Source organism: Lysobacter silvisoli, assembly GCF_003382365.1.
In the GTDB taxonomy this organism is placed as follows: Bacteria; Pseudomonadota; Gammaproteobacteria; order Xanthomonadales; family Xanthomonadaceae; genus Lysobacter; species Lysobacter silvisoli.
The window spans coordinates 80,718-104,048 of the sequence record NZ_QTSU01000001.1; the positions used below are offsets into that span (position 1 = coordinate 80,718).

18 protein-coding genes are annotated in these 23,331 nt (G+C 69.6%); 7 read left to right on the top strand and 11 right to left on the bottom strand.

Annotation, left to right across the window (positions count from 1 at the left end; translation table 11 throughout):
• Positions 1–35 precede the first annotated feature (35 nt).
• From DX914_RS00435 to DX914_RS00445, 3 genes are all read right to left on the bottom strand, one after another.
• Positions 36–1,232: an OprO/OprP family phosphate-selective porin gene (locus DX914_RS00435; protein WP_115857128.1), complete on the bottom strand. Its 1,197-nt coding sequence runs from the start codon at positions 1,230–1,232 to the stop codon at positions 36–38.
• 117 nt (positions 1,233–1,349) lie between these two features.
• A complete protein-coding gene (locus DX914_RS00440) occupies positions 1,350–2,672 on the bottom strand; it encodes a dicarboxylate/amino acid:cation symporter (RefSeq protein ID WP_115857129.1) in 1,323 nt (440 codons plus the stop codon).
• A gap of 59 nt (positions 2,673–2,731) precedes the next feature.
• Positions 2,732–4,063 carry an MFS transporter gene (locus tag DX914_RS00445; RefSeq protein ID WP_231118074.1) on the bottom strand — a complete coding sequence of 444 codons (1,332 nt, stop codon included), beginning with the start codon at positions 4,061–4,063 and terminating at the stop codon, positions 2,732–2,734.
• Between the two features lie 340 nt (positions 4,064–4,403).
• Here DX914_RS00445 and prpE point away from each other — a divergent pair, with 340 nt between their 5' ends.
• From prpE to DX914_RS00470, 5 genes are all read left to right on the top strand, one after another.
• Positions 4,404–6,293, top strand: coding sequence for a propionate--CoA ligase (gene prpE, locus DX914_RS00450; protein WP_115857130.1), 1,890 nt, complete (start codon positions 4,404–4,406; stop codon positions 6,291–6,293).
• 118 nt (positions 6,294–6,411) lie between these two features.
• Complete coding sequence (locus DX914_RS00455) at positions 6,412–7,473, top strand: suppressor of fused domain protein (RefSeq protein WP_115857131.1); 1,062 nt, start codon at positions 6,412–6,414, stop codon at positions 7,471–7,473.
• A gap of 100 nt (positions 7,474–7,573) precedes the next feature.
• Positions 7,574–8,455 (top strand): methylisocitrate lyase, encoded by an 882-nt coding sequence (prpB, locus tag DX914_RS00460; RefSeq protein ID WP_115857132.1) that lies wholly within the window; start codon positions 7,574–7,576, stop codon positions 8,453–8,455.
• 15 nt (positions 8,456–8,470) lie between these two features.
• Positions 8,471–9,616, top strand: a complete 1,146-nt coding sequence (gene prpC / locus DX914_RS00465; RefSeq protein ID WP_115857133.1) for a bifunctional 2-methylcitrate synthase/citrate synthase — start codon at positions 8,471–8,473, stop codon at positions 9,614–9,616.
• A gap of 250 nt (positions 9,617–9,866) precedes the next feature.
• Positions 9,867–10,358, top strand: a complete 492-nt coding sequence (locus DX914_RS00470; protein WP_115857134.1) for a hypothetical protein — start codon at positions 9,867–9,869, stop codon at positions 10,356–10,358.
• Between the two features lie 620 nt (positions 10,359–10,978).
• Here the strand turns inward: DX914_RS00470 and DX914_RS00475 are convergent.
• The 3 genes from DX914_RS00475 to DX914_RS00485 form a co-directional block, all read right to left on the bottom strand.
• Positions 10,979–11,590, bottom strand: a complete 612-nt coding sequence (locus DX914_RS00475) for a glutathione binding-like protein (protein ID WP_115857135.1) — start codon at positions 11,588–11,590, stop codon at positions 10,979–10,981.
• 190 nt (positions 11,591–11,780) lie between these two features.
• Positions 11,781–12,239 carry a cell wall hydrolase gene (locus DX914_RS00480; RefSeq protein ID WP_115857136.1) on the bottom strand — a complete coding sequence of 153 codons (459 nt, stop codon included), beginning with the start codon at positions 12,237–12,239 and terminating at the stop codon, positions 11,781–11,783.
• A 378-nt stretch (positions 12,240–12,617) separates the two neighbouring features.
• On the bottom strand, positions 12,618–14,672 hold the full coding sequence (locus tag DX914_RS00485) for an NADPH-dependent 2,4-dienoyl-CoA reductase (protein ID WP_115857137.1): 2,055 nt from the start codon (positions 14,670–14,672) through the stop codon (positions 12,618–12,620).
• A 522-nt stretch (positions 14,673–15,194) separates the two neighbouring features.
• Between DX914_RS00485 and fusA the strand changes: the two genes are divergently transcribed.
• Positions 15,195–17,246 (top strand): elongation factor G, encoded by a 2,052-nt coding sequence (gene fusA / locus DX914_RS00490; RefSeq protein WP_115857138.1) that lies wholly within the window; start codon positions 15,195–15,197, stop codon positions 17,244–17,246.
• A 50-nt stretch (positions 17,247–17,296) separates the two neighbouring features.
• On the opposite strand, the gene DX914_RS00495 is transcribed toward fusA, so the two are convergent.
• Genes DX914_RS00495 through DX914_RS00515 form a run of 5 tightly spaced genes read right to left on the bottom strand, consistent with a single transcriptional unit; the run spans position 17,297 to position 22,110 of the window.
• On the bottom strand, positions 17,297–17,932 hold the full coding sequence (locus DX914_RS00495) for a LysE family translocator (protein WP_115857139.1): 636 nt from the start codon (positions 17,930–17,932) through the stop codon (positions 17,297–17,299).
• Positions 17,933–17,936: 4 nt separating this feature from the next.
• Positions 17,937–18,956 (bottom strand): zinc-binding alcohol dehydrogenase family protein, encoded by a 1,020-nt coding sequence (locus DX914_RS00500; protein ID WP_115857140.1) that lies wholly within the window; start codon positions 18,954–18,956, stop codon positions 17,937–17,939.
• Between the two features lie 40 nt (positions 18,957–18,996).
• On the bottom strand, positions 18,997–19,794 hold the full coding sequence (locus DX914_RS00505; RefSeq protein WP_115857141.1) for an SDR family NAD(P)-dependent oxidoreductase: 798 nt from the start codon (positions 19,792–19,794) through the stop codon (positions 18,997–18,999).
• Between the two features lie 35 nt (positions 19,795–19,829).
• Complete coding sequence (locus tag DX914_RS00510) at positions 19,830–20,861, bottom strand: aldo/keto reductase (protein WP_115857142.1); 1,032 nt, start codon at positions 20,859–20,861, stop codon at positions 19,830–19,832.
• Positions 20,862–20,916: 55 nt separating this feature from the next.
• The gene (locus tag DX914_RS00515; protein WP_115857143.1) at positions 20,917–22,110 is read right to left on the bottom strand and encodes an MFS transporter; all 1,194 of its coding nucleotides are present in this window, start codon (positions 22,108–22,110) and stop codon (positions 20,917–20,919) included.
• 150 nt (positions 22,111–22,260) lie between these two features.
• On the opposite strand from DX914_RS00515, the gene DX914_RS00520 reads away from it, so the two are divergent.
• Positions 22,261–23,187 (top strand): LysR family transcriptional regulator, encoded by a 927-nt coding sequence (locus tag DX914_RS00520; RefSeq protein ID WP_115857144.1) that lies wholly within the window; start codon positions 22,261–22,263, stop codon positions 23,185–23,187.
• Positions 23,188–23,331: the final 144 nt, after the last annotated feature.

Below are 23,331 nucleotides of genomic sequence, written 5' to 3' on the forward strand. Positions count from 1 at the left end.
GCCGACGCGGTCGCGCCGCCTGCGGCCGGCGGCGTTCAGAACTGCACCTGCGCGCGCACTTCGACCACGTCCGGGTCGGCCGACAGCAGGCCCTTGTCGGCGTTCACGTGCACGTAGTTGGCCTGGAACTTGAGGTGGGTGCCGACGTACCAGTTCGCGCCCAGGGTCCAGTCGCGCTGGCGGCCGCCTTCGATGCCGCCGTCGTCCAGGTCCAGCGATCCGTAGCGCGCCAGCACTTCTACCGCGCCGTAGTCGTGCGCGGGTTTGACGTTGCCCAGGTTGTTGCCGTTGTAGCTGCGGCTTTCGCCGGTGAGCACCCAGCTGCCGGTGACGTAGTAGCCGGCGGCGGTGAAGTCGGGGCGACCGGCTTCGCGCTCGGCGGTGGCGCGCAGATATTCCGCCTGCACCGACCAGGGGCCCTCCAGCCACAGCGCCTCCAGGCCGTTGCGGACGATGCGATCGGTGTCGCTCAGCGCACCGGAATCGACCAGGCGCACCGCGGTCAGGCCGCTCATCGGCCGCGCGCGGAAGCGCGCCGACGGCCCGAACCAGGTGCCGCGCCCGTCGCGGAAACCGTGCGGGTTCTCGACCGAACCGGTCAGGCCAAGGTGGATCACCCGGTCCTTATCCTTCACCGGCGTCCACACCGCGCGCGCGGCGGCGGTGGTGCCGGGGTTGTCGCCCTGCAGGTCGTGGCCGAAGAAATAGGCGGTGCTGAGCGCGTAACGCGGGCGCTCCAGCGACCATTCCACGCCGGTGCGGCGGCCCTGATAGATCGCCTGCGACGCGGCCGAGGCCTCCATCAGCGCGGTCGAGCGCGACGCGGCCACGCTCTCCATGCTCACCGGCGTCTTGAAGTAGCCGATGCGCACGCGGCCGTAGTCGCTGCCGAACAGCGCGCGCGTTTCCATGCGCAGGGCCACGTCCAGCCAGAGCTTGGATTCGAAGTCCATCACCGCGGTGAAGTCGTAGACGTCCTTCTTCTTCAGATTGACGCCGAACTCGCGGCGGCGGAAATGGCCGTCGGCGGACAGGTCGGTGGCGGCGGTGCCGTAACCGTCGCCGCGGAAATCGACGCTGTCGTAGGCGAAGTTGCCGGTGGCCGCCAACTCGGTGCCGTCGGCGAAGAGGATGCGCGTGGGCCAGTCGTCCAGGCCGGCGCGCGCGGCGGCGGGCGCGGCGCACAGGCCGGCGAGGGCGAAGACTAGGGCGGGGCGGGGGCAGCGCGGCATGGTCGTGCTCCGGTGGGGGCCGCCGTCCAGGCAGCAGGGCGCCGTGCCGGGCGCAGGGCGCCGGCCAGGGGTCGTTGCGTGGTGTCGGGGGAACGGCGCGCGGGCGCGCCGCCGGCCTCAGGTCTGGCGTTCGGCCAGCGGACCGTGGTGGTCCGAGGGCAGGTCGACGTCAAGATCGGTGGCGCTGGGCGGATTCAGCAGTTCGTGCTGCAGCTTGTCGCGGTCCAGCTCGTTCTCCCAGCGCGCGACCACGATGGTGGCCACGCCGTTGCCGACGAAGTTGGTCAGCGCGCGCGCCTCGCTCATGAAACGGTCGATGCCCAGGATCAGCGCCAGGCCCGCCACCGGTACCGAGGGCACCACGGTCAGGGTCGCGGCCAGGGTGATGAAGCCGGCACCGGTCACGCCCGAGGCGCCCTTGGAGGTGAGCATGGCCACCGCCAGCAGGGTCAGTTCCTGGGTCAGGCTCAGGTCCACATTCAGGGCCTGGGCGACGAAGATGGTCGCCATGGTCAGGTAGATGTTGGTGCCGTCCAGGTTGAACGAATAGCCGCTGGGCACCACCAGGCCCACCACCGGCTTGGAGCAGCCCAGGCGCTCGAGCTTGCGCATCAGCGGCACCAGCGCCGACTCCGACGACGAGGTGCCCAGCACCAGCAGCAGCTCGTCGCGGATGTAGCGGATGAAGCGCAGGATGTTGAAGCCGGTGGCCCAGGCGATCGCGCCCAGCACCACCAGCACGAACAGCGCGCAGGTCAGGTAGAAGCTGCCCATCAGCCGCGCCAGCGGGCCCAGCGAATCCACGCCGTACTTGCCGATGGTGAAGGCCATGGCCGCGCCCGCGCCGATCGGCGCCAGCTTCATGATCATGCCCATCATGCCGAAGAACACCTTGGACATGATCTCGAAGAAGTCGATGACCTTCTCGCCGGTCTTGCCCAGGTGCAGCAGGGCGAAGCCGAACAGCACCGCCAGCAGCAGCACCTGCAGCAGGTCGCCGTTGCCGGTGAAGGCGTCGGTGAAGGTCTTGGGAATGATGTGCAGCAGGAAGTCGACCGTGCTCTGTTCCTTGGCCGCGCTGGCGTACTTGGCCACCGCGCTGGCGTCCAGGGTGGCCGGATCGACGTTGAAGCCCGAGCCCGGTTTGAGCGTGTTGACCACCAGCAGGCCGATCACCAGGGCGATGGTGGACACCACCTCGAAATAGATGATCGCCTTCACCCCGACGCGGCCGACCTTTTTCACGTCCGACACGCCGGCGATGCCCAGCACCACGGTCAGGAAGATGATCGGCGCGATCAGCATCTTGATCAGCGAGATGAAGCCGTCGCCCAGCGGCTTGAGCTTGACCGCGAACTCGGGCGCGTAGTGGCCGAGCACGCCGCCGGCGACGATGGCGCCCAGCACCCACAGGTAGAAACGCGATCCCGACTTTTTCATGGCGATGGTCCTGGGCGGTGGACGTGGTGCGGACGTGAGGCCGACGTGGGGGAGGGCGTTCAGTCGCGGTCGATGGCGGAATGTTTGCGGGTGTCGCGCATCAGCGCGTACACCAGCAGCGAACAGGCGATGCAGACGCTGACGTACCAGAAGAAGCCGTCTTCCATGCCGGTCTTCTTGAACCACAGCGCCACCGGCTCGGCGGTGCCGCCGAACAGGGCCACGGTCAGCGCATAGGGCAGGCCCACGCCCAGGGCGCGGATCTGCACCGGGAACAGTTCGGCCTTCACCACCGCGTTGATCGCGGTGTAGCCGCTGACCGCGCTGAGCAGGATCATGATCAGCCAGAACGCCTGCATCGGCGTTTGCGCGTCGCGGATCAGGTGCATCACCGGCACGGTCAGCACCGCGCCCAGCACGCCGAAGGCGATCAGGATCGGGCGCCGGCCGATGCGGTCGGACAGCGCGCCCACCAGCGGCTGCATCAGCATGTAGACGAACAGGGTCGCGGCGTTGATCAACGACGCGGTCTCCTTGTCGAAGCCGGTGCTGATGGTCAGGAACTTCAGCATGTAGTTGGTGTAGGTGTAGAACGCCAGCGTGCCGCCCATGGTCAGGCCGACCACGGTCAGCACCGCGCGCGGGTGCTGCATCAGGGTGCGCAGCGAACCCTCGCGGTGCTGCGGCTGCGCCCCGGCCTTGAGCTTGGAGAACGACTCGGTCTCCTGCATGTTGCGGCGCAGGTACAGCGCGGTGATCGCGGCCAGCGCGCCGATCGCGAACGGGATGCGCCAGCCCCAGTCCTTGAGCTGTGCTTCGTCGAGCACGAACTGCTGCAGCACGATCAACACCAGCAGCGCCAGCAGCTGGCCCAGGATCAGGGTGACGTAGAGGAAGCTGGACCAGAAGCCGCGATGGCGCTGGCTGGCCATTTCGCTCAGATAAGTGGCCGAGCTGCCGTATTCGCCGCCCACGCTCAGGCCCTGCATCAGCCGCGCCGCCACCAGCAGCACCGGCGCGAGCACGCCGATGGTCTCGTAGCCGGGGGTGAAGGTGATGATCAGCGAGCCGGCGCACATCAGCAGCACCGACCGCATCAGCGCGGCGCGGCGGCCGTGGCGGTCGGCGTAGCGGCCGAACACCCAGCCGCCCAGCGGGCGCATCAGGAAGCCCACGGCGAAGATCGCGCCGGCGTTGAGCGCCTGCGAGATGCGGTCGCCCTTGGGGAAGAACACGTGGGCGAAATACAGCGAGAACGCGCTGTACACGTACCAGTCGTAGTACTCGACCAGGTTGCCGACCGAGCCGGAGAAGATCGACTTCAGCCGCTGGCCCGCGCTCATCGGCGCGGTGCTGGGGACGGCGGCGGGGTCGGTGCTGACTGCGCTCACGGAAGGCTCCTGCTGGGCGGCGCGCGCCCGGAACGGACCGCGGCGCCGGGAACGATGGTGGTCGGGGAGGCGGCGGCGGCCAATAGCACCATAAGGCTAGCCGGAATGGGTTAGGGGGCAGGGGCAAGGGCAAATTCTCCCCAACCCTCCTCAACAAAGGAGGGAGCACATCCGCGAGCGCTCCCAAGTCGCTGCGGTCCGCTTGTCTTCCCCCTTTGTTGAGGGGGATTGAGGGGGATTCGCTTTTCGGGCCCCACCCAACCGCCCCTACCAAGGTCGTAACGCGCCCCGGCGCAGCCTGGTCTAGCCTGCCCGGGTAGCCCGGAGCGCGGAGCGCCGCATGAACTACGAGGACTTCCACCGCCGTTCGATCGAGCAGCCCGAGGCCTTCTGGGCCGAGCAGGCCGCGGCGATCCACTGGCGCACGCCGCCGCAGCGCATCCTGGACTACGACCGCCCGCCGTTCCGGCGCTGGTTCGTGGGCGGACAGACCAACCTGTGCTTCAACGCCCTGGACCGCCACCTGGACGAGCGCGGCGAACAATTGGCCTTGGTCGCGATCTCCAGCGAAACCGGGCAGACCCGCGAACTCAGCTATCGCCAGCTGCATGCCGAGGTCAACACCTTCGCCGCGGTGCTGAAGTCGCTGGACGTGGGCCGCGGCGACCGGGTGGTGATCTACATGCCCAACATGGCCGAGGCGGTGTTCGCGATGCTGGCCTGTGCGCGCATCGGTGCGGTGCATTCGGTGGTGTTCGGCGGTTTCGCCGCGCACAACCTGGCCCTGCGCATCGACGACGCCAGACCCAAACTGCTGATCTGCGCCGACGCCGGCATGCGCGGCGGCAAGGTCATCCCCTACAAACCGCTGGTGGACGCGGCCTGCGCCGAGGCGGCCGCACCGCCGCCCAGGGTGCTGGTGGTGAACCGCGGCCTGGATCCGGACCACGACTGGGTGCCCGGCCGCGACGTGGACTACGCGCCGCTGCGCGAGCGCCACGCCGGCGCTACGGTCGAAGTGGAATGGCTGGAGTCCAACGAACCCAGCTACCTGCTCTACACCTCCGGCACTACCGGCAAGCCCAAGGGCGTGCAGCGCGACGTGGGCGGCTACGCGGTGGCGCTGGCCCTGTCGATGTGGGCCATCTACGACATCCGCGCCGGCCAGGTCATGTTCTCCACCTCCGACGTGGGCTGGGCGGTGGGGCATTCCTACAACGTCTACGGCCCACTGATCGCCGGCGCCACCTCGGTGCTGTACGAAGGTCTGCCGACGAACCCCGACCCCGGCGTGTGGTGGAGCATCTGCGAGCGCTACGGCGTGCGCACCATGTTCTCCTCGCCCACCGGCATCCGCGTGCTCAAGAAGCAGGACGCGGCCTGGCTGAAGAAACACGATCTGTCGCAACTGCAATGGCTGTTCCTGGCCGGCGAGCCGCTGGACGAACCCACCGCGAACTGGATCACCGACGGTATCGGCAAGCCCATCATCGACAACTACTGGCAGACCGAAACCGGCTGGCCGGTGCTGGCGCTGATGCCGGGCCTGGACATGAAACCGGTACGCGTCGGCTCGCCCGGCCTGCCCATGCCCGGCTACCGCCTGCGCGTGATCGATGAGGCCAGCGGCGAAGACGTGGGCCCGAACCAGAAGGGCGTGCTGGTGATCGTGCCGCCGCTGCCGCCGGGCTGCCTGAGCACCGTGTGGAACGACGACGCGCGTTTCCTGTCCAGCTACTTCGGTCACTTCAAGGAACTGCTGTACAGCTCGCTGGACTGGGCGGTGCGCGACGAGGACGGCTACACCTTCATCCTCGGCCGCACCGACGATGTGATCAACGTCGCCGGTCATCGCCTGGGCACGCGCGAGATCGAGGAGTCGGTGTCCGCGCATCCGGCCGTGGCCGAGGCCGCGGTGATCGGCGTGCGCGACGAGCTCAAGGGCCAGGTGCCGGTGGTGTTCGCCACGCTCAAGGCCGGCGGTCAGGCCGACGCCGCGGCGGCCGCGGCCGGCATGCGCCAATGCGTGGTCGAACAACTGGGCGCGGTGGCGCGGCCGGCGCGGGTCTACGTGGTCGGCGCGCTGCCCAAGACCCGCTCGGGCAAGCTGCTGCGGCGCTTGCTGCAGGCGCTGGCCGAGGACCGCGACCCCGGCGATCTATCGACCCTGGACGACCCCGGCGCCCTGGACGAAGTGCAGCGCGCGCTGCAACGCGGCGCGGACGCCTGACCCTCGGCGCGCCGGCACGCAACTTGCGCATTCCTGGCGCGAGCGTCCGCACGTTTGACGCCGCTTTTAACCTCGCTCGCTTAGGATGGGCGTCCCCACACGCCACGGAACCCCCACGATGAGCCAGGACGAGGACAGCGCACCGGGCTGGGAGGCCATCGACCGCGCGCTGCAGCCCCTGTACGGCACGCAGGAGCCGCGCCATTACGGCACCCTGCTGCGCTACTCGTTGGGCGGCCCCGATCCCCTGGACGGCATCAGCGTCTACAAGCGCGAGCAGCCGGTGCCGCACTGGCACTACGTCACCTACGGCCTGTCCGAGCTGTACGCCAAGGAGTCCGAGGACGCCGAGGTCAGCGGCTGGGGCTTCGAACTGACCTTCCGCCTGCGCGACGACAGCGACGCCGACGAACCGCCGATGTGGGCCCTGGCGTTTTTGCAGAATCTGGCGCGTTACGTGTTCACCAGCCGCAACGCCTTCAGCCATGGCCACTACCTCAACGCCAACGGCCCGATCGCCGCCGACACCGACACCCGCATCCGTTCGGTCGCCTTCGTGCGCGATCCCGAATTGCCGCCCACCGACACGCCCAACGGCCGCCTGGAGTTCCTGCAGGTGGTGGGCCTGACCAACGAAGAAGAGCACGCGGCCAAGCGCTGGTCGACGGTGCAGGCGCTGAAGGTGTTCGAACCGCACATGCCGCTGTTCGTGACCGACCTGGAACGCGTCTCGCTGATGCAGGAGTCGGAGATCGCCGCCGAGATCGCCGCCGGCGCCGCGCGCGAGGGTTCCACCACCGGTTTCCTGTTCATCGACCAACTGTCCTGGGAGCAGCGCCCGCGCATGCTGCGCGCGCCGCTGACCGAGCTGGTGCTGGGCGCGCGCCAGATCGGCGAGCTGCTGTCGCTGCTGCCGCTGCGCCTGCCGTTCGACAAGCCGCTGCAGCTGATCGGCCCGGAGACGCGGGTGGTGTTCGCCCCGGGCCGGCGCAACGCCGCCGCGGCCGAGGACGGCGCCCTGCGCCTGACCTTGAGCCCCGAGACGGTCAAGGACCTGGTCGCGACCCTGCAGGCGCGCGAGGGCCGCTATGCCCTGCGCAGCTTCGACACCCTGTCGGTGCAGGTGCGCAAGACCCAGATCAAGGACGGCGAGGGCCGGGTGGTGCAGACCATCGGCTGAGCCGGCGCCCGCCGAAGGGGCGTAGCCGGGCCGCCACGGCGGCTGGGGTAAAATGGCCGGATCGCCCCGGGTTGCCGGGGCCGATCACAACGGAGTCCCCATGAGCCACGTTTCCGCCGGCGCGCAGTTCCGCGCCGCCCTGTCCGCCGAATCGCCGCTGCAGGTGATGGGCGCGATCACCGCCTACGCCGGCCTGATGGCCAAGCGCACCGGCTACCAGGCGCTGTACCTGTCCGGCGGCGGCGTGGCCGCCAATTCGCTGGGCATGCCGGACCTGGGCATCTCGACCATGGAGGACGTGCTCACCGACGCGCGCCGCATCGTCGACGCCACCGGCATGCCGCTGCTGGTCGATATCGACACCGGCTGGGGCGGGGCGTTCAACATCGGCCGCACCATCCGCAACTTCGAGCGCATCGGCGTGGCCGCCGTGCACATGGAAGACCAGGTCGGGCAGAAGCGCTGCGGCCACCGTCCGGGCAAGGAAGTGGTGAGCAAGGACGAGATGGTCGACCGGGTCAAGGCCGCGGTCGACGCGCGCAGCGACGATCGATTCGTGATCATGGCGCGCACCGACGCCGCCGCGGTCGAGGGCATCGACTCGGCCATGGAGCGCGCCGTCGCCTATGTCGAAGCCGGCGCCGACATGATCTTCCCCGAGGCCATGAAGACCCTGGACGACTACCGCCGCTTCAAGGCCGCGGTGAAGGTGCCGATCCTGGCCAACCTGACCGAGTTCGGTTCCACCCCGTTCTTCACCACCGACGAACTGCGCGAGGCGGGCGTGGACATCGCCCTGTATTGCTGCGGCGCCTACCGCGCCATGAACAAGGCGGCGCTGCACTTCTACGAGACCGTGCGCCGCGAGGGCACCCAGAAGGGCATCGTCGACACCCTGCAGACCCGCGCCGAGCTGTACGACTTCCTGGGCTACCACGCCTACGAAGACAAGCTCGACGAGCTATTCGCCCAGAACAAGTAAGAGGAAGCAACGACGATGAGCGAACAAGTCCTGCCCAAGGCCAAGAAATCGGTCGCCCTCAGCGGCACCGCGGCCGGCAACACCGCCCTGTGCACCGTCGGCCGCAGCGGCAACGACCTGCATTACCGCGGCTACGACATCCACGACCTGGCGACCAAGTCGACCTTCGAGGAAGTCGCCCACCTGCTGGTCCACGGCGTGCTGCCGACCGTGTCGCAGCTCAAGGCCTACAAGACCAAACTCAAGCGCCTGCGCGGCCTGCCGGCCATCGTCACCGACGCGCTGGAACTGGTGCCGGCCAACGCCCACCCGATGGACGTGCTGCGCACCGGCTGCTCGGTGCTGGGCACGGTGCTGCCCGAGCGCGAAGGCCACCCGGCCAGCGAGGCGCGCGACATCGCCGACCGTCTGATCGCCAGTTTCGGTTCCATGCTGCTGTACTGGTGGCACTTCACCCGCAACGGCCGCCGCATCGACTGCGAGACGGACGACGACAGCGTGGCCGCGCACTTCCTGCACCTGCTTCACGGCGAGCCGCCCAGCCCGCTGCATGCCGACTCGCTGGACAAGTCGCTGATCCTGTACGCCGAGCACGAGTTCAACGCCTCCACCTTCACCGCGCGCGTGATCGCCGGCACCGGCTCGGACCTGCATTCGTGCATCACCGGCGCGATCGGCGCGCTGCGCGGCCCCAAGCACGGCGGCGCCAACGAAGTGGCCATGGACATCATCTCGCGCTACCACAGCGCCGATGAGGCCGAGGCCGACATCCGCGCCCGGGTGGAGCGCAAGGAGATCGTGATCGGCTTCGGCCACCCGGTCTACACCATCGGCGACCCGCGCAACCCCATCATCAAGGAGCTGTCGCGCGCGCTGTGCAAGGACGGCGGCAACCAGACCCTGTTCGACGTCAGCGAGCGCATCGAGACGCTGATGTGGGATCTGAAGAAGATGTTCCCGAACCTGGATTGGTACTCGGCTTCGGCCTATCACATGATGGGCATCCCCACGCCGATGTTCACCCCGCTGTTCGTGATCGCGCGCACCACCGGTTGGGCCGCGCACGTGATCGAGCAGCGCGAGGACGGCAAGATCATCCGTCCCAGCGCCAACTACACCGGGCCGGAAGATCGGGCTTACGTGGCCTTGGATCAGCGCTGAGCCGAGCCGGGTTCGATCGCAAAAGGCCGCGCTCTTGCGCGGCCTTTTGCGTTCTGGGGGCAGGCTGCGGGCGCGGCGGCGCGCGTGCGGGCTTCATCCTTTGGTCTAAGCGCGGCGTTCGCGGGGCGGGGCGGTGGCATAGTCGGGCCTCAGCCCCGAAGCGCGAACCGCATCGCAGCCCGCACGGGCCGATCGGCGTAGGGTCGGGCTGCGGCCGGCCGCTGCCGGCGCGAGCGTGCCGGAGGGGGCCATGCGCGACCACGACATACCCAGCAAGACCCAGGCCGGTCGCGACGAGATCGATCGCCGCACGCGCCGGCTGGCACCGGTGCTGCGCTCGCTGCTGCTGGTGGTGGACGGCCAACGCGATGTGGCCCAGCTGCGGGCGATGGCGGCATCGCTGCACGGGCCGGGCGATGCGCTGGAGCAACTGCAGGCGCTGGGGCTGGTCGGGATCGGGCCGCAGGCGGCCGCGCCGCCACCGCAGGCTGCGGCGGTCGCTCCTGGGGCCAATGGCGACGCCGGCAGCCGTTACAGCGTGCTGTATGCGCTGATGTCCGATGCGGTGCGCGAGCAACTGGGTCTGCGCGGGTACTTTCTGCAATTGAAGATCGAACGCTGCACGACGCTGGCCGAGTTGGTCCAGGTGTTGCCTGAGTTGCGCGCGGCCGTGGTCAAGGCGCGCGACGCGGCCTTGGCCGACGAACTGGATCGCCGCCTGCGCACCGCCGCGCAGCTCTAAGGCTTGCGCTCCGGGGCATTGGCGGCGTAAGCCGCGACCGCGAACCCGCAACCACGACGAGTACCGCGATTGCCCCTGTAGGAGCTGCGCAAGCTGCGACCGCGAATCCACAGTTACGACCAAGGCCCCGGTCTGCGTGGGGTCTGCGCTGGCGCCTTGGGGTAGGAGCGGCGTAAGCCGCGATCAGCTCCGAACTCGCGAAGGTGTGTGGGTGTGTTGGTCGAAGCAACAGCAACAGCTTCCGTCCGCAAGCGGCCGGGTCACTTTCTTTTGATAAGCGTCAAAAGAAAGTAACCAAAGAAAAACGCTGCCCCAGAGCTCCCGTGCGAGAGCGGTGCGGGCGCGGGGATTTTCCGATCGGGCCTCCTGCCCGAGCGGAAAACGGCGCACGTCCTGTGCGCCGCCCTACGGGTCTTCTATTTGCGTGGCGAGTTCGGTGCCCGAGCAAGAGCATTCGCGCTTTGCGCTCATCCCCTCACCCTAGCCCTCTCCCGCAGGCGGGAGAGGGGATACATCCGACGCCGCTTGCTGCTTTAGCCCCTCTCCCGTTTACGGGAGAGGGGTTGGGGTGAGGGCATGCGAAACAGTCAATACCCGCGCAACCCCACCGCGATGCTCCCTCAACTCAATCCTTCCGCCTCCAACGCCGCGCGCACTCCCGCGTCCGCCTCCATCCGCTGCTTGAACGCATGCAGATTCTCCAGCCCCGACAGGTCGATCTGCTGCGCCTGAGCCCAGCGCAGCGTGATGTACAGATACGGGTCGGCATAGCTGCGGAAGCCTGCGAGCCACTGCTTGCCTTCGAGCTGCTTGTCGGCCGCTTCGTACAGCGCGCGCAGACGTTTGTGCGCGGCTTGCTTGAGCGCCGCATGATGGCTGGCGTCTTCTGCGAAGCGCGCCGGCGCGAACAGCGGCAGGAACGCGGGGTGCAGATCGGAATTCACGAAAGCCAGCCAGCGCGCGGCGGTGGCGCGCTGACGCGGGCTGCCGTCGCCGGCCAGTTGCGCGGCGGGGTAGCTGTCGGCGATATAGCCCATGATCGCCGCGTTCTGGGTGAGCACGAAATCGCCGTCTTCCACCGCCGGCACCGCGGCAGCGGGATTGATGCGCAGGAACTCCGGCGACTTCATCGACTCGCGCGTCATCACCTGCAGCTCGAACGGCTGGCCGGTCCATTGCAGGGCGATGTGATCGGCGGTCGAACACGCGCCGGGTTTGGCGTAGAGCTTCATGGCGGACTCCTGCGCTGGGAACGGGTACAGGCTAATCCTAGCCAGCGTGCAGGCCGCGTGCGAATGCTTGATGCGCTGCCGCTACGAGCCGCCTCAAGCCGCACGCATGCGCAACAAAAAAGGAACGAGCGCCAGGCGCTCGTTCCTTTCAATGGTCTTGCCAACTACCGCAGCGATTACAACAACGAACTCAAGACTTGCGCGGCTTCAGCTTCTGCACCTGATAGAAGGTGTGATCGCCGATGGTCGCGACTTGATAGGCGTTGCGCCAGCTCGGGCTGGCGATGGCGTGCGCGGCGAAGTGGCTGGCGCCGGGCACGATCTCCTTGCGCTGGCCGGCCGGCAGCGCCCAATTGCGCTCGGCTTCCAGGGCGATCTGCACCGACTCGGCCCAGGCTTCGGTATTGCTCAGGCGCGTGCCCGGCGAGACCAGGGTCGGCGCGAACTGCTTGCGGGCGGTGACCACCTCGCAGACCGAATCCCCCCACAGGCCGCTGTCGCGGCGGCGCAGGGCGACCTCGGCCACGGCCTTCTGGCCGCGGATGGACTGGTCGCGGGCTTCCAGGTACACGGTGGTGCTCAAACACAGCGAATCGGCGGGTTGCGGCGGCAGCACGGAGGCCAGCCACAAGATCCAGGCGAGTTTCATATCGGACTCCTTGCTCCGTTGCGCCGGACCGCACTGCGACCTCCGTCTCCTCCTAGTGGGAGATGGCTGACACGGTATGGACCGGCATGGCGTACTGGGGAGGGCAGCGGCTCTGCGGCGCGCTTTTGCCCCGTGCCGTGGACCGCATGGACGATGCGGGCGGCGAGGGTGTGCCACCTGAAGCGGCGGCGTGAAAGTTGGCGCACGGTAGCGGCGGCTAACTAAACGCTCGCTGAATCGCTATGGCTAAGTACGCGAAATAACTTAAGTTTTTACTCTGAATAGGCGCTAAGGCCTTGCCAGCACAGGGTATCTGCCCGGGGCGAGACGGTGCAGCAAGTGTGACGCAGGCCGCCCTAGGGTCGGCCTGGAAACGGTTTACAGCGCCGCCGCCAGGCGGCTGCCCTGGGCGATGGCCCGCTTGGCGTCCAGTTCGGCGGCCACATCGGCGCCGCCGATCACGTGGGCGCTGCGCCCGGCCGCGGCCAGCTCGGCCGCCAGCGGCTTGTACGGCTCCTGGCCGGCGCAGACCACCACGTGGTCCACCGCCAGCACCTGCTCGCTGCCGTCCACGCGGATGCGCAAGCCCTCGTCGTCCATGCCCAGGTATTCCACCCCGCCCAGCATGCGCACCTGCTTGGCCTTGAGCGTGGCGCGGTGGATCCAGCCGGTGGTCTTGCCCAGGCGCGCGCCGGGCTTGCCGGGGCTGCGCTGCAGCAGCCAGACCTGGCGCGCCGGCGGTTCGGGCCGCGCTTCGCCCAGGCCGCCGCGGTTGTCGCCGTAGCCCAGGTCCACGCCCCATTCGGCGCGCCAGCGTGCCGGGTCCAGGCTGGCGCTGTCGTGGCCGGCCGGATGCACCAGGTATTCGGCCACGTCGAAGCCGATGCCGCCGGCGCCGACGATGGCGACCTTGGCGCCGGCCACGGTGCCGCCGCGCAGCACGTCCAGATAGCTGAGCACCTTGGGGTGGTCGCTGCCGGGGAAATCGACCTCGCGCGGGGCGATGCCGGTGGCCAGCACCACTTCGTCGTAGCCCTGCAGCGCGGCGGCATCGGCGCGGGTGTTCAGGCGCAGGTCCACGCCGGTGGTTTCCAGCTTGCGCCGGAAGTAGCGCAGGGTCTCGTGGAACTCTTCCTTGCCCGGGATCTTCTTGGCCAGGTTGAACTGGCCGCCGATCTCGCTGGCGGCATCGAACAGGGTCACGCGGTGGCCGCGCTCGGCCGCGACCGTGGCGCAGGCCAGGCCGGCCGGGCCGGCGCCGACCACGGCCACGCGCTTGGGCGCGGCGGTGGGGCGGTAGACCAGTTCGGTCTCGGCGCAGGCGCGCGGGTTGACCAGGCAGCTGGCGTGCTTGTTCTCGAACACGTGGTCCAGGCAGGCCTGGTTGCAGGCGATGCAGGTGTTGATCTCGTCGCTGCGGCGCTCGCGTGCCTTGGCCACCCAGGCCGGGTCGGCCAGCAGCGGCCGCGCCATCGACACCATGTCGGCCTCGCCCTCGCGCAGGATGCGCTCGGCCACGTCGGGCATGTTGATGCGGTTGGTGGTGACCAGCGGCAGCGACACGTGCGGCTTGAGCCGCGCGGTGATGCCGGTGAAGGCCGCGCGCGGCACCGAGGTGGCGATGGTGGGTATGCGCGCCTCGTGCCAGCCGATGCCGGTGTTGATCAGGGTGGCGCCGGCGGCCTCCACCGCCTGGGCCTGGGCGATCACTTCCTCCCAGGTCGAGCCCTGGTCGACCAGGTCGATCATCGACAGGCGGTAGATGATGATGAAATCCGGACCGCAGGCGGCGCGGATGCCGCGCACGATCTGCACGGCGAAGGCGATGCGGCGCGCGGCGTCGCCGCCCCAGGCGTCGTCGCGGCGGTTGGTGCGCGGCACCGTGAACTGATTGAGCAGATAGCCCTCCGAGCCCATGACTTCGACGCCGTCGTAACCGGCCTCGCGTGCGAGCTGCGCGCTGCGCACGAAGGCCTTGATCTGCGAACGCACGCCCCAGCCGGTCAGCGCGCGCGGGGTGAAGGGGTTGATCGGCGCCTTGAGCTTGGACGGCGCCACCTGCAGCGGGTGATAGCCGTAGCGGCCGGCGTGCAGGATCTGCAGGCAGATGCGGCTGCCGTGCTCGTGCACGGCGGCGGTGACCTGGCGGTGCTTGCCCGCTTCCCAGCGCCAGCTGAGCTTGCCGCCGAAGGGCTTGAGCCAGCCGACGATGTTGGGGGCGAAGCCGCCGGTCACGATCAGGCCCACGCCGCCGGCCGCGCGCTCGCCGAAGTAGGCCGCCAGCTTGGGGAAATCCGCCGCCTTGTCTTCCAGCCCGGTGTGCATGGAGCCCATCAGCACGCGGTTGGGCAGGGTGCAGAAGCCCAGGTCCAGCGGCTCGAACAGCTTGGGGTACACAGGGTGCGGGGCGGTCGATGAGCTGGCGGCCGTCATGGCGAAAGTACGCTGGCGTATGGAGCGCGCACGATGCCGGGAAAACGGCTGGGATTCAACCACCGCCCGGCGGCGGCCGGTGGCCCGCATGGCGGCGCAACGCTGCATCCCGCCGCGCGCACCGCGGCGGCCGTTGACTCCGGCGCGGCCGCCCCTACTCTATGTGCACCCATCACCCGGTCCAGGCCGCCCATGACGTCGTACCCGCTGCTGATATCGCTGCATGCCCTGCGCGCGAGCGCGGGCCGGGTGCGCCTGCCTCCTGTGATCTGCGGTTGCGTTGCGGCTTAGTCCGGCGCCTCCGCCGCCACACCGAACAGAGCACCCGCAAGGGTGCTTTTTTTTTGGCCCGCCGTCCGGCCCGGAGCCCGCTCCGGAGTCCGCAACCCCACCACTCAAGCAACCGAGAAACCAAGGAGAACGTGTCGTGAATACCGCGGCCGAGACCGAACCCTAGCCGCGCGCTGCGTTGCCAACCGCCGCGCGCGGCCTCCCGTGTTGGCAACGAACAGCGAGCTTCATATGAACACCACCACCACCTCCACCACCACCGTCTCCCGCTGGCGCAACCTCGGCATCATCGCCCACGTCGACGCCGGCAAGACCACCCTGACCGAACGACTGTTGTGGAAGACCGGCGCGATCCATCGCACCGGCGAAGTGCACGACGGCGCCGCCACCACCGACTTCAATCCGATCGAGCGCGATCGCGGCATCACCATCGGCGCCGCGGCGGTGCAGACGCATTGGACACCGGCCGGGCAGGACCCGCATCGGCTGACCATCATCGACACGCCGGGCCATATCGACTTCGCGATCGAAGTTGAGCGCTCGCTGCGCGTGCTCGACGGCGCGGTCGCGGTGTTCAGCGCCGTGGACGGCGTGCAGCCGCAATCGGAAACCGTGTGGCGCCAGGCGCGCCGGCACGGCGTGCCGCTGCTGGCCTTCGTCAACAAGATGGACCGCGTAGGCGCGTCCTTCGACGGCGTGCTGGCGCAGATGCGCGACAAGCTCGACGCGGTGCCGTGGGCGCTGGGTCGGGCCGTGGGCGCCGAAGGCGAGCTGCAGGGCTGGATCGACTACGTGACGCGCGAAACCGTGCTGTGGGACGCGCAAGCGGCGCTGTCGCGCCGGCCGTGGACCGCCGAGGAAGCGCGCGCGCACGAGCCCGCACGCCTGCGCCTGGTCGAGGCCGTGGCCGATGCCGACGACGAACTCGCCCTGGCCTATCTGGAAGGGCGCGAGGTCGACGCGGCCGCGCTCAAGGCCGCGCTGCGTCGCGGCACCCTGAGCGGCGCCGGCACCCCGGTGCTGGCCGGTTCGGCGTTCAAGAACAAGGGCGTGGAAACGCTGCTGGACGCGATCGTCGATTACCTGCCTTCGCCGCTGGACCGCCCCTGGGTGCGCGCCGACAGCGAAGGCGGCGACGTCGCGCTCGCGCCCGACGCCGCCGGTCCGCTCGCGGGTCTGGTGTTCAAGATCGTGCACCAGGAACACGGCGCGCTCTCGTTCGTGCGTCTGTACTCGGGCACGCTGCGGGTGGGCGACACGGTGTGGGCCTCGCGGCGCGAACGCGCCCTGCGCGTGGGCCGCCTGGTCGTGGTCCAGGCCGACCAGGGCCGCGACGTGGACGCGGCCTATGCCGGCGAGATCGTCGCGGTGCAGGGCTGGAAGGACGCGGTCAGCGGCGAGACGCTCAGCGCACCTGCGCGGACTCTGCTGCTGGACGCGATCCAGGCCCAGCCCGCGGTGCTGTCGTGGCGCTTGAACGCGGCCCAGTCCGGCGACTTGATCCGGCTGGGCCAGGGACTGGCCAGCCTGGTCCAGGAGGATCCGTCGTTCCGCGTCGGCAGCGACGAGGACACCGGCGAGACCCTGATCTGGGGCATGGGCGAGCTGCACCTGGAGGTCATGGTCGAACGCCTGCGGCGGGAGTGGAAGGTGGAAGTGCGCACCGGCTCGCCGCGCGTGGCCTATCAGGAAACGCCCAGCGGCGCGGTCGCGGGCGTGGAAGGCAAGGTGTCCAAGCGCAACGGCGGCGTCGGCCAGTTCGCGCGCGTGGTCATCGACGTCGCCCCGCGCGAGGACGGCGGCTTCGAGTTCCTCGACCGCACCAGCGGCGGCGTGGTCCCGCGCAACTTCGTCCAGGCCACGGAGAAGGGCCTGCGCAGCGCGCTGATGGAAGGCCCGCGCGGCTGTCCGGTGGTGGGCCTGACCGTGACCCTGGTAGACGGCGAGACCCACGTGGTGGATTCGTCGGAACTGGCGTTCCAACGCGCGGCGGCCGAGGCGCTGAAGGCGGCGCTGGCGATCGCCGGCACGACCCTGCTGGAGCCGGTGATGGCGCTGGTGGTGGACACGCCGGCCGGCAACGTCGGCGACGTGGTCGGCGACCTGCAGCGCCGCAGCGGGCGGGTGCTGGCTATCGACGACAAGGGCACGCGCGCGGACGTGAGCGCACGCGCGCCGCTGGCGCAGTTGTCGGGCTACAGCACCGCGCTGCGTTCGCTGACCCAGGGACGCGCCTCGGCCTCGCTGGTCTTCAACGGCTACGAGGTCGCGCGCGGGCACTGAGCCGCGATGCAGCGAGCAACAGGGGAGGGGCCGGCCATGCCGGCCCCTTTTTATGCGGCCGCCGCCGGCCGCCAGCGCAGCAGGCTCAACCCCATCGCGGCGTAGCCCGTACCCAGCACGCGGTTGAACCAGCGCGCGCGTTGCGGCGTGGCCAGCCAGCGCCGCAGCACGCCGGCCAGGCCGACGTAGCACAGGTGCGAGAGCACGGTGCAGGCGGCGAAGCTCAGGGTCAGGGCGAAGAACTGCGGCAGCAGCGGCGCGTCGGTGCGCATGAACTGCGGCAGCAGCGCGGTGAAGAACAGGATGCTCTTGGGGTTGGTGGACGCGACCAGCAGGCCTTGCAGGAACAGGCGCCGCGTCGCGCCCGCGCGCGTGGGTTCGGGCACGCGCGCGAACAGGTCTGCGCGCTGGCGCCATTGGCGCAGGCCGAGCCACAGCAGATAGAGCGCGCCGGCGAGCTTGAGCGCGGCGAACAGCCAGGCCGAGGTCTTCAGCACCGCGCCCAGGCCCAGCATGGCGGTGGCCGAGACCAGAAACACGCCCAGCGCGTTGCCGGCCGAACCCAGCAGCGCGCGGCGCGGGCCGTGCGCGGCGGCATTCGACAAGGCCAGCAGCACCGCCGGTCCCGGACTGAACGCGGTCAGCAGGGCCAGGGAGCAGAACAGCCACCAGGCGGCGGCGTCCATGCGCTTACCAGCCGGCCAGGGTCAGCTTGCCGATGGTGCTGCCCGATTCCAGGCGGCGGTGCGCCTCGCGCAGCGTCGCCGCGTCGATGCGGCCCAGCGTTTCGTTATGGATGCCGCGCAGCTCGCCGCTGTCGATGAGCTTGGCCACGCGGTCCAGGATGCGCGCCTGTTCGACCATGTCGGCGGTCCGGAAACGCGGACGCGAGAACATCATTTCCCAATGGATGCCGATGCACTTGGCCTTGTACGGATCGCCGATGCGCAGCGCGCCGGCGGGCTCGACGATCAGGCCCACATGACCCTGCGGCGCCAGCAGTTCGCCGATGGCGTCCCAGTAGCGGTCGGTGTCGGCCAGGTTCAGCACCGCCTCGACCTGGGCGTGGCCCAGCGCCTGCAACTGCGGCAGCAGCGGCTGGCGATGATCGATGACGTGGTGCGCGCCCATGGCCTTGCACCAGGCCACGGTGGCCTCGCGCGAGGCGGTGGCGACCACGTTGAAGCCAGCGCGGCGCGCGAGCTGGATCGCGATGGAGCCCACGCCGCCGGCGCCGGCGATGATCAGCACGGTCTTGCCGATGCCGCCCTTGTCGGCATCGAAGGGCATGCGCTGGAACAGCAGTTCCCAGGCGGTGATCGCGGTCAGCGGCAGCGCCGCGGCCTGGGCCGCGTCCAGCGACTGCGGCGCGTGGCCGGTGATGCGTTCGTCGACCAGCTGCAACTGCGCGTTGCTGCCGGGGCGGGTGATGTCGCCGGCGTAGTAGACGCGGTCGCCGACCTTGAAGCGGGTGACCGCATCGCCCACGGCCACCACCACGCCGGCGGCGTCGTAGCCGAGCACGCGCGGCTGCGCTTCCACCGTCGGCTTGGGTGCGCGCACCTTGGTGTCCACCGGATTGACCGAGATCGCCTCCACCTGCACCAGCAGGTCGTGGCCTTGCGGCGCGGCGGGGTCGGGCAGGGTGAGGTCGAGCAGGGACTCGGGATCGTCGATGGGCAGGTAGCGGGTCAGGGCGACGGCTTTCATGGCAGCTCCGGAACTTTGCGATGTCTTAGGGAAAGGGGAATCAGAACGCCGACAGCACCAGGCCGCCTTCGGCGCGGATCGCCGCGCCGTTGACCACCGAGGCTGCCGGGCTGGCGACGAAGGCGACCACGCGCGCGATCTCGGCCGGTTCGGCGAAGCGCCGCAGCAGCGAAGTCGGGCGCGCGGTGTCGAAGAACTGCTTTTCGAACTCCGCCGCGCTCACGCCCTGCTGCTGCGCGAGTTGTTCGACGAACACGCCCACGCCTTCGGAACGGGTGGGGCCGGCGAGCACCGAATTGACCGTGACCGCGGTGCCGGTGGTGAGCTGGGCCATGCCGCGCGCGAGCGCGATCTGCGCGGCCTTGGTCACACCGTAGTGGATCATTTCGGGCGGGATCTGCAGGCCGGATTCGCTGGACAGGAACACCACCCGGCCGCGGTCGCGTTCGAGCATGCCGCCGAAGTAATGGCGCGACAGGCGCACGCCGCTCATGACGTTGGCGTCCCACAGCTTCTGCCATTCCTCGTCTTCGATCCGGGCGAAGTCGGTGGGCACGAAGATGCCCAGGTTGTTGATCAGGATGTCGGCCTGCGGCACCGCGGCGATGAATTGCGCCGCGCCTTGCGCGCTGGCCAGATCGGCGGCCACGCCGCGCAGGCGCGCGCCCGGCACGGCGGCGGTGAGCGCGGCCAGCGCCGCGTCCACGCGCGCTTGGCTGCGGCCGTTGACCACCACGTCGGCGCCGGCGCGCGCGAGTTCCTCGGCGATGGCGTAGCCGATGCCGGCGGTGGAACCGGTGACCACGGCGGTCCAACCGGAAAGGGAGGCAGTGTCCATGTGCGTTCTCGAGTGAGCGGGGAAGGAGGGGCGAATCAGACCGGCGGCGGCGTGCGCTCGGCGAACATGCCGTTCCAATACGGGTAGTAGGGATAAGGCGGCGTGACGCGGCTGGCCTCGTCCAGCGCGGCGACCTGCGCGGGGCTGAGGTTCCAGCCTACCGCGCCCAGGTTCTGCAGCAGCTGTTCCTCGTTGCGCGCGCCGATCAGCACCGTGGACACGGTGGGCCGCTGCAGCAGCCAGTTCAGCGCCACCTGCGGCACGGTCTTGCCGGTTTCGGCGGCGACCGCGTCCAGCGCGTCGACCACGCGGTACAAGCGCTCCTCGTCCACCGGCGGGGCGAAGCCCGCGGTTTCATGCAGGCGGCTGCCCGCGGGCAGCGGCTGGCCGCGGCGGATCTTGCCGGTCAGCCGGCCCCAGCCCAGCGGGCTCCACACCACCGCGCCCACGCCCTGGTCCTGCGCCAGCGGCATCAGCTCCCATTCGTAGTCGCGGCCGATCAGCGAGTAATAGGTCTGGTTGGCGACGAAGCGCGAATAGCCGTAGCGCTCGGCGACGGCCTGCGACTTCATCAGCTGCCAGCCCGAATAGTTGGACACGCCCAGGTAGCGCAGCTTGCCCGCGCGCACCAGGTCGTCCAGGGTCGACATCACCTGTTCCGCCGGCGTCTGCGCGTCGTAGTGGTGCAGCTGCAGCAGGTCGATGTAATCGGTGTCCAGGCGTTGCAGCGCGCGATCGACCGCGCGGATCAGGTGGTGGCGCGAGGCGCCCACGTCGTTGGCGCCGTCGCCCGCGCGCAGGCTGAGCTTGGTCGAGACGATGGCGCGGTCGCGGCGGCCCTTGAGCGCGGCGCCCAGGATGGATTCGGAGGCGCCGTCGGAATACACGTCGGCGGTGTCGAACAGATTGGCGCCGGCCTCCAGGCAGAGGTCGATCAGGCGCTGCGCCTGCGCCACGTCGGTGTTGCCCCAGGCGCTGAACAGCGGGCCCTGGCCGCCGAAGGTGCCGGCGCCGAAGCCGAGCACGGGAACCTTGAAGCCGGAACGGCCGAGAAAACGGGTGTCCATGACGAGTCCTTGAGTGGGGCGCGCGGCGCGGAGCCGCGCGCTGAAGAGAGAAGAATCAGCCGGCCGGGCAGGCTGCGGCGGCATCCAACGACGGCGTGCGTGCCGACGCGTCCAGGCGCGCGGCCCACAGCGCCAGGGCGATGCCCGACACCGTCACCAGTGCCGCCACCCAGGTCACCGCGCCCAGGCCCAGGCCCACGTCGATCACCGCGCCGCCCAGCCACGCGCCCAGCGCGTTGCCCAGGTTGAAGGCGCCGATGTTGAGGCTGGAGGCCAGGTTGCGGCCGGCCGCGTCGGTCTTCTGCAGCACCCACAGCTGGATCGGCGAAACCGTGGCGAAGGCGGCGATGCCGAGCAGCAACACGAACACCACCGCGGCGATCTTGCTGTGCAGGGCGAACGTCATCAGGCCCAGCACCACCGCCAGCGCCATCAGGGTGCCGACCAGGGCGCGCGCCAGACGGCGGTCGGCCAGGCGGCCGCCGAGCAGGTTGCCGGCGATCAGGCCCACGCCGAACACCAGCAGGATCGGCGACACTGCGCTTTCGGCGAAGCCGGTCACCTGGGTCAGGATCGGCTGGATGTAGGTGAACACGGTGAACACGCCGGCGAAGCCGAGCACGGTCATGGCCAGGCCCAGCAGCACCTGCGGGTGGGTCACGGCCTGGATCTCCTGGCGCAGCGGCACGTTCTGCACCGCGCCGCGGTCGCGCGGCACCAAAGCGGTGATGACGATGGTGGCGATCACGCCGATCAGCGCCACCGCCCAGAAGGTCGCGCGCCAGCCCAGGTGCAGGCCCAGCCAGGCGCCGGCCGGCACGCCGAGCAGGGTGGCCACGGTCAGGCCCACGAACATGATCGAGATCGCCGAGGCCTTGCGGTCTTCGGCCACCAGGCCGGTGGCGACCACCGCGCCCACGCCGAAGAAGGTGCCGTGGGCGAGCGAGGTGATGACCCGCGCGACCATCAGCGTGGCGTAGTTGGGCGCGATCGCGCAGGCGATGTTGCCCAGGGTGAAGATTAGCATCAGCGCCACCAGCACGGTCTTGCGCGGCAGGCGGCGGGTGGCGCTGGTCAGCAGCGGCGCGCCGACGAACACGCCCAGAGCGTAGCCGGAGATCAGCAGGCCGGCGGCGGCGATAGTGACTTTGAGGTCGGCGGCCACCTGCATCAGCAGGCCCATGATCACGAATTCAGTGGTGCCGATGCCGAAGGCGCCGGCGGTGAGGGCGTACAGCGCGATCGGCATGCGCTGCTTCGGCGCGCCGGGCTGTGAACGGGGGAGGGCGAGGGGTTCCATGACGGGCATCCGCAGGGGAGGCGCGCAGTCTGGAAGCTTGCATATTCAGCAGAAAGCACCAAGATGGCTAATCAGTTTCAATAATTTGTTGATAAAGCCATGGACCGAGTCGGCGACCTTTCCCTGTTCCTGCGGGTGCTGGACCTGGGCTCGATCAGCGCCGCCGCGCGCAGCCTGGACCTGTCGGTGGCGGTGGCCAGCCAGCGCCTGAAGCGGCTGGAGCGCGACCTGGGCGTGCGCCTGTTGCACCGGACCACGCGCCAGCTGCGGCCCACGCCCGAGGGCGCGGCGCTGGCCGAGCAGGGCCGGGCCCTGGTCGAGGATCTGGAAGCGCTGACCGGCGGCCTGCGCCAGGCCGCCACCGAGATCGCCGGCACCCTGCGCCTGACCGCCTCGGCCTCGTTCGGGCGCCAGTACCTGTCGCCGCTGCTGCCCGAGTTCCTGGCCCTGCACCCCAGGCTCAAGATCAGCGTGAACCTCAGCGACCAGCTGCTGGACCTGGTCGGCTCGGGCTTCGATCTGGCCATCCGCATCGGCGCGCTCGAGGATTCGACCCTGGTCGCGCGCAAGCTCGCGCCCAACCGACGGGTGATCTGCGCCTCGCCCGATTACGTGCGCCGCCACGGCATGCCCAACTCGCCCGAGGAACTCGCGCGCCACGACTGCCTGCTGCTGGTCGGCAGCCAGGGCCGACAGGACCTGTGGCGCATCCGCGACCGCCAGGGCCGCGAAACCGCGGTGCGGGTGTCGGGGCGTTTCGAAAGCAACCTGGGCGAGCTGCTGCGCGACGCGGTGGTCGCCGGCCTGGGCATCGCCGTGCATTCCACCTGGCACGTCAACGAGGACCTGCGCGCCAAGCGCCTGATCCCGGTGATGCCCGATTACAGCGTGGCCGAATCGGGCATCTACGCGGTCATGCCGCAACGCCGCCTGATCCCGCCGCGCGTGCGCGCCTTCGCCGACTTCCTGGCCGAACGCTTCGGCGAGCATCCGCCGTGGGAGCGGTACGAACTGTCGGTGCCGTAGCGCCAGCAACCCCATTGCTACGCAACAGCTTTGGGGTAGGAGCGGCGTGAGCCGCGACCGCGTCAAGACGATTACGGCGCTGGCTTCGCAATTGAGGTGTCGCGGTCGCGGCTCACGCCGCTCCTACCCCAAGGCAAGCGCTGT

Bases quoted from the DNA above. Each gene is read 5' to 3' on its own strand.
- DX914_RS00435 (WP_115857128.1), bottom strand. From the start codon at position 1,232: ATGCCGCGCTGCCCCCGCCCCGCCCTAGTCTTCGCCCTCGCCGGCCTG.
- DX914_RS00440 (WP_115857129.1), bottom strand. From the start codon at position 2,672: ATGAAAAAGTCGGGATCGCGTTTCTACCTGTGGGTGCTGGGCGCCATC.
- prpE (WP_115857130.1), top strand. From the start codon at position 4,404: ATGAACTACGAGGACTTCCACCGCCGTTCGATCGAGCAGCCCGAGGCC.
- DX914_RS00455 (WP_115857131.1), top strand. From the start codon at position 6,412: ATGAGCCAGGACGAGGACAGCGCACCGGGCTGGGAGGCCATCGACCGC.
- prpB (WP_115857132.1), top strand. From the start codon at position 7,574: ATGAGCCACGTTTCCGCCGGCGCGCAGTTCCGCGCCGCCCTGTCCGCC.
- prpC (WP_115857133.1), top strand. From the start codon at position 8,471: ATGAGCGAACAAGTCCTGCCCAAGGCCAAGAAATCGGTCGCCCTCAGC.
- DX914_RS00470 (WP_115857134.1), top strand. From the start codon at position 9,867: ATGCGCGACCACGACATACCCAGCAAGACCCAGGCCGGTCGCGACGAG.
- DX914_RS00475 (WP_115857135.1), bottom strand. From the start codon at position 11,590: ATGAAGCTCTACGCCAAACCCGGCGCGTGTTCGACCGCCGATCACATC.
- DX914_RS00480 (WP_115857136.1), bottom strand. From the start codon at position 12,239: ATGAAACTCGCCTGGATCTTGTGGCTGGCCTCCGTGCTGCCGCCGCAA.
- DX914_RS00485 (WP_115857137.1), bottom strand. From the start codon at position 14,672: ATGACGGCCGCCAGCTCATCGACCGCCCCGCACCCTGTGTACCCCAAG.
- fusA (WP_115857138.1), top strand. From the start codon at position 15,195: ATGAACACCACCACCACCTCCACCACCACCGTCTCCCGCTGGCGCAAC.
- DX914_RS00495 (WP_115857139.1), bottom strand. From the start codon at position 17,932: ATGGACGCCGCCGCCTGGTGGCTGTTCTGCTCCCTGGCCCTGCTGACC.
- DX914_RS00500 (WP_115857140.1), bottom strand. From the start codon at position 18,956: ATGAAAGCCGTCGCCCTGACCCGCTACCTGCCCATCGACGATCCCGAG.
- DX914_RS00505 (WP_115857141.1), bottom strand. From the start codon at position 19,794: ATGGACACTGCCTCCCTTTCCGGTTGGACCGCCGTGGTCACCGGTTCC.
- DX914_RS00510 (WP_115857142.1), bottom strand. From the start codon at position 20,861: ATGGACACCCGTTTTCTCGGCCGTTCCGGCTTCAAGGTTCCCGTGCTC.
- DX914_RS00515 (WP_115857143.1), bottom strand. From the start codon at position 22,110: ATGCCGATCGCGCTGTACGCCCTCACCGCCGGCGCCTTCGGCATCGGC.
- DX914_RS00520 (WP_115857144.1), top strand. From the start codon at position 22,261: ATGGACCGAGTCGGCGACCTTTCCCTGTTCCTGCGGGTGCTGGACCTG.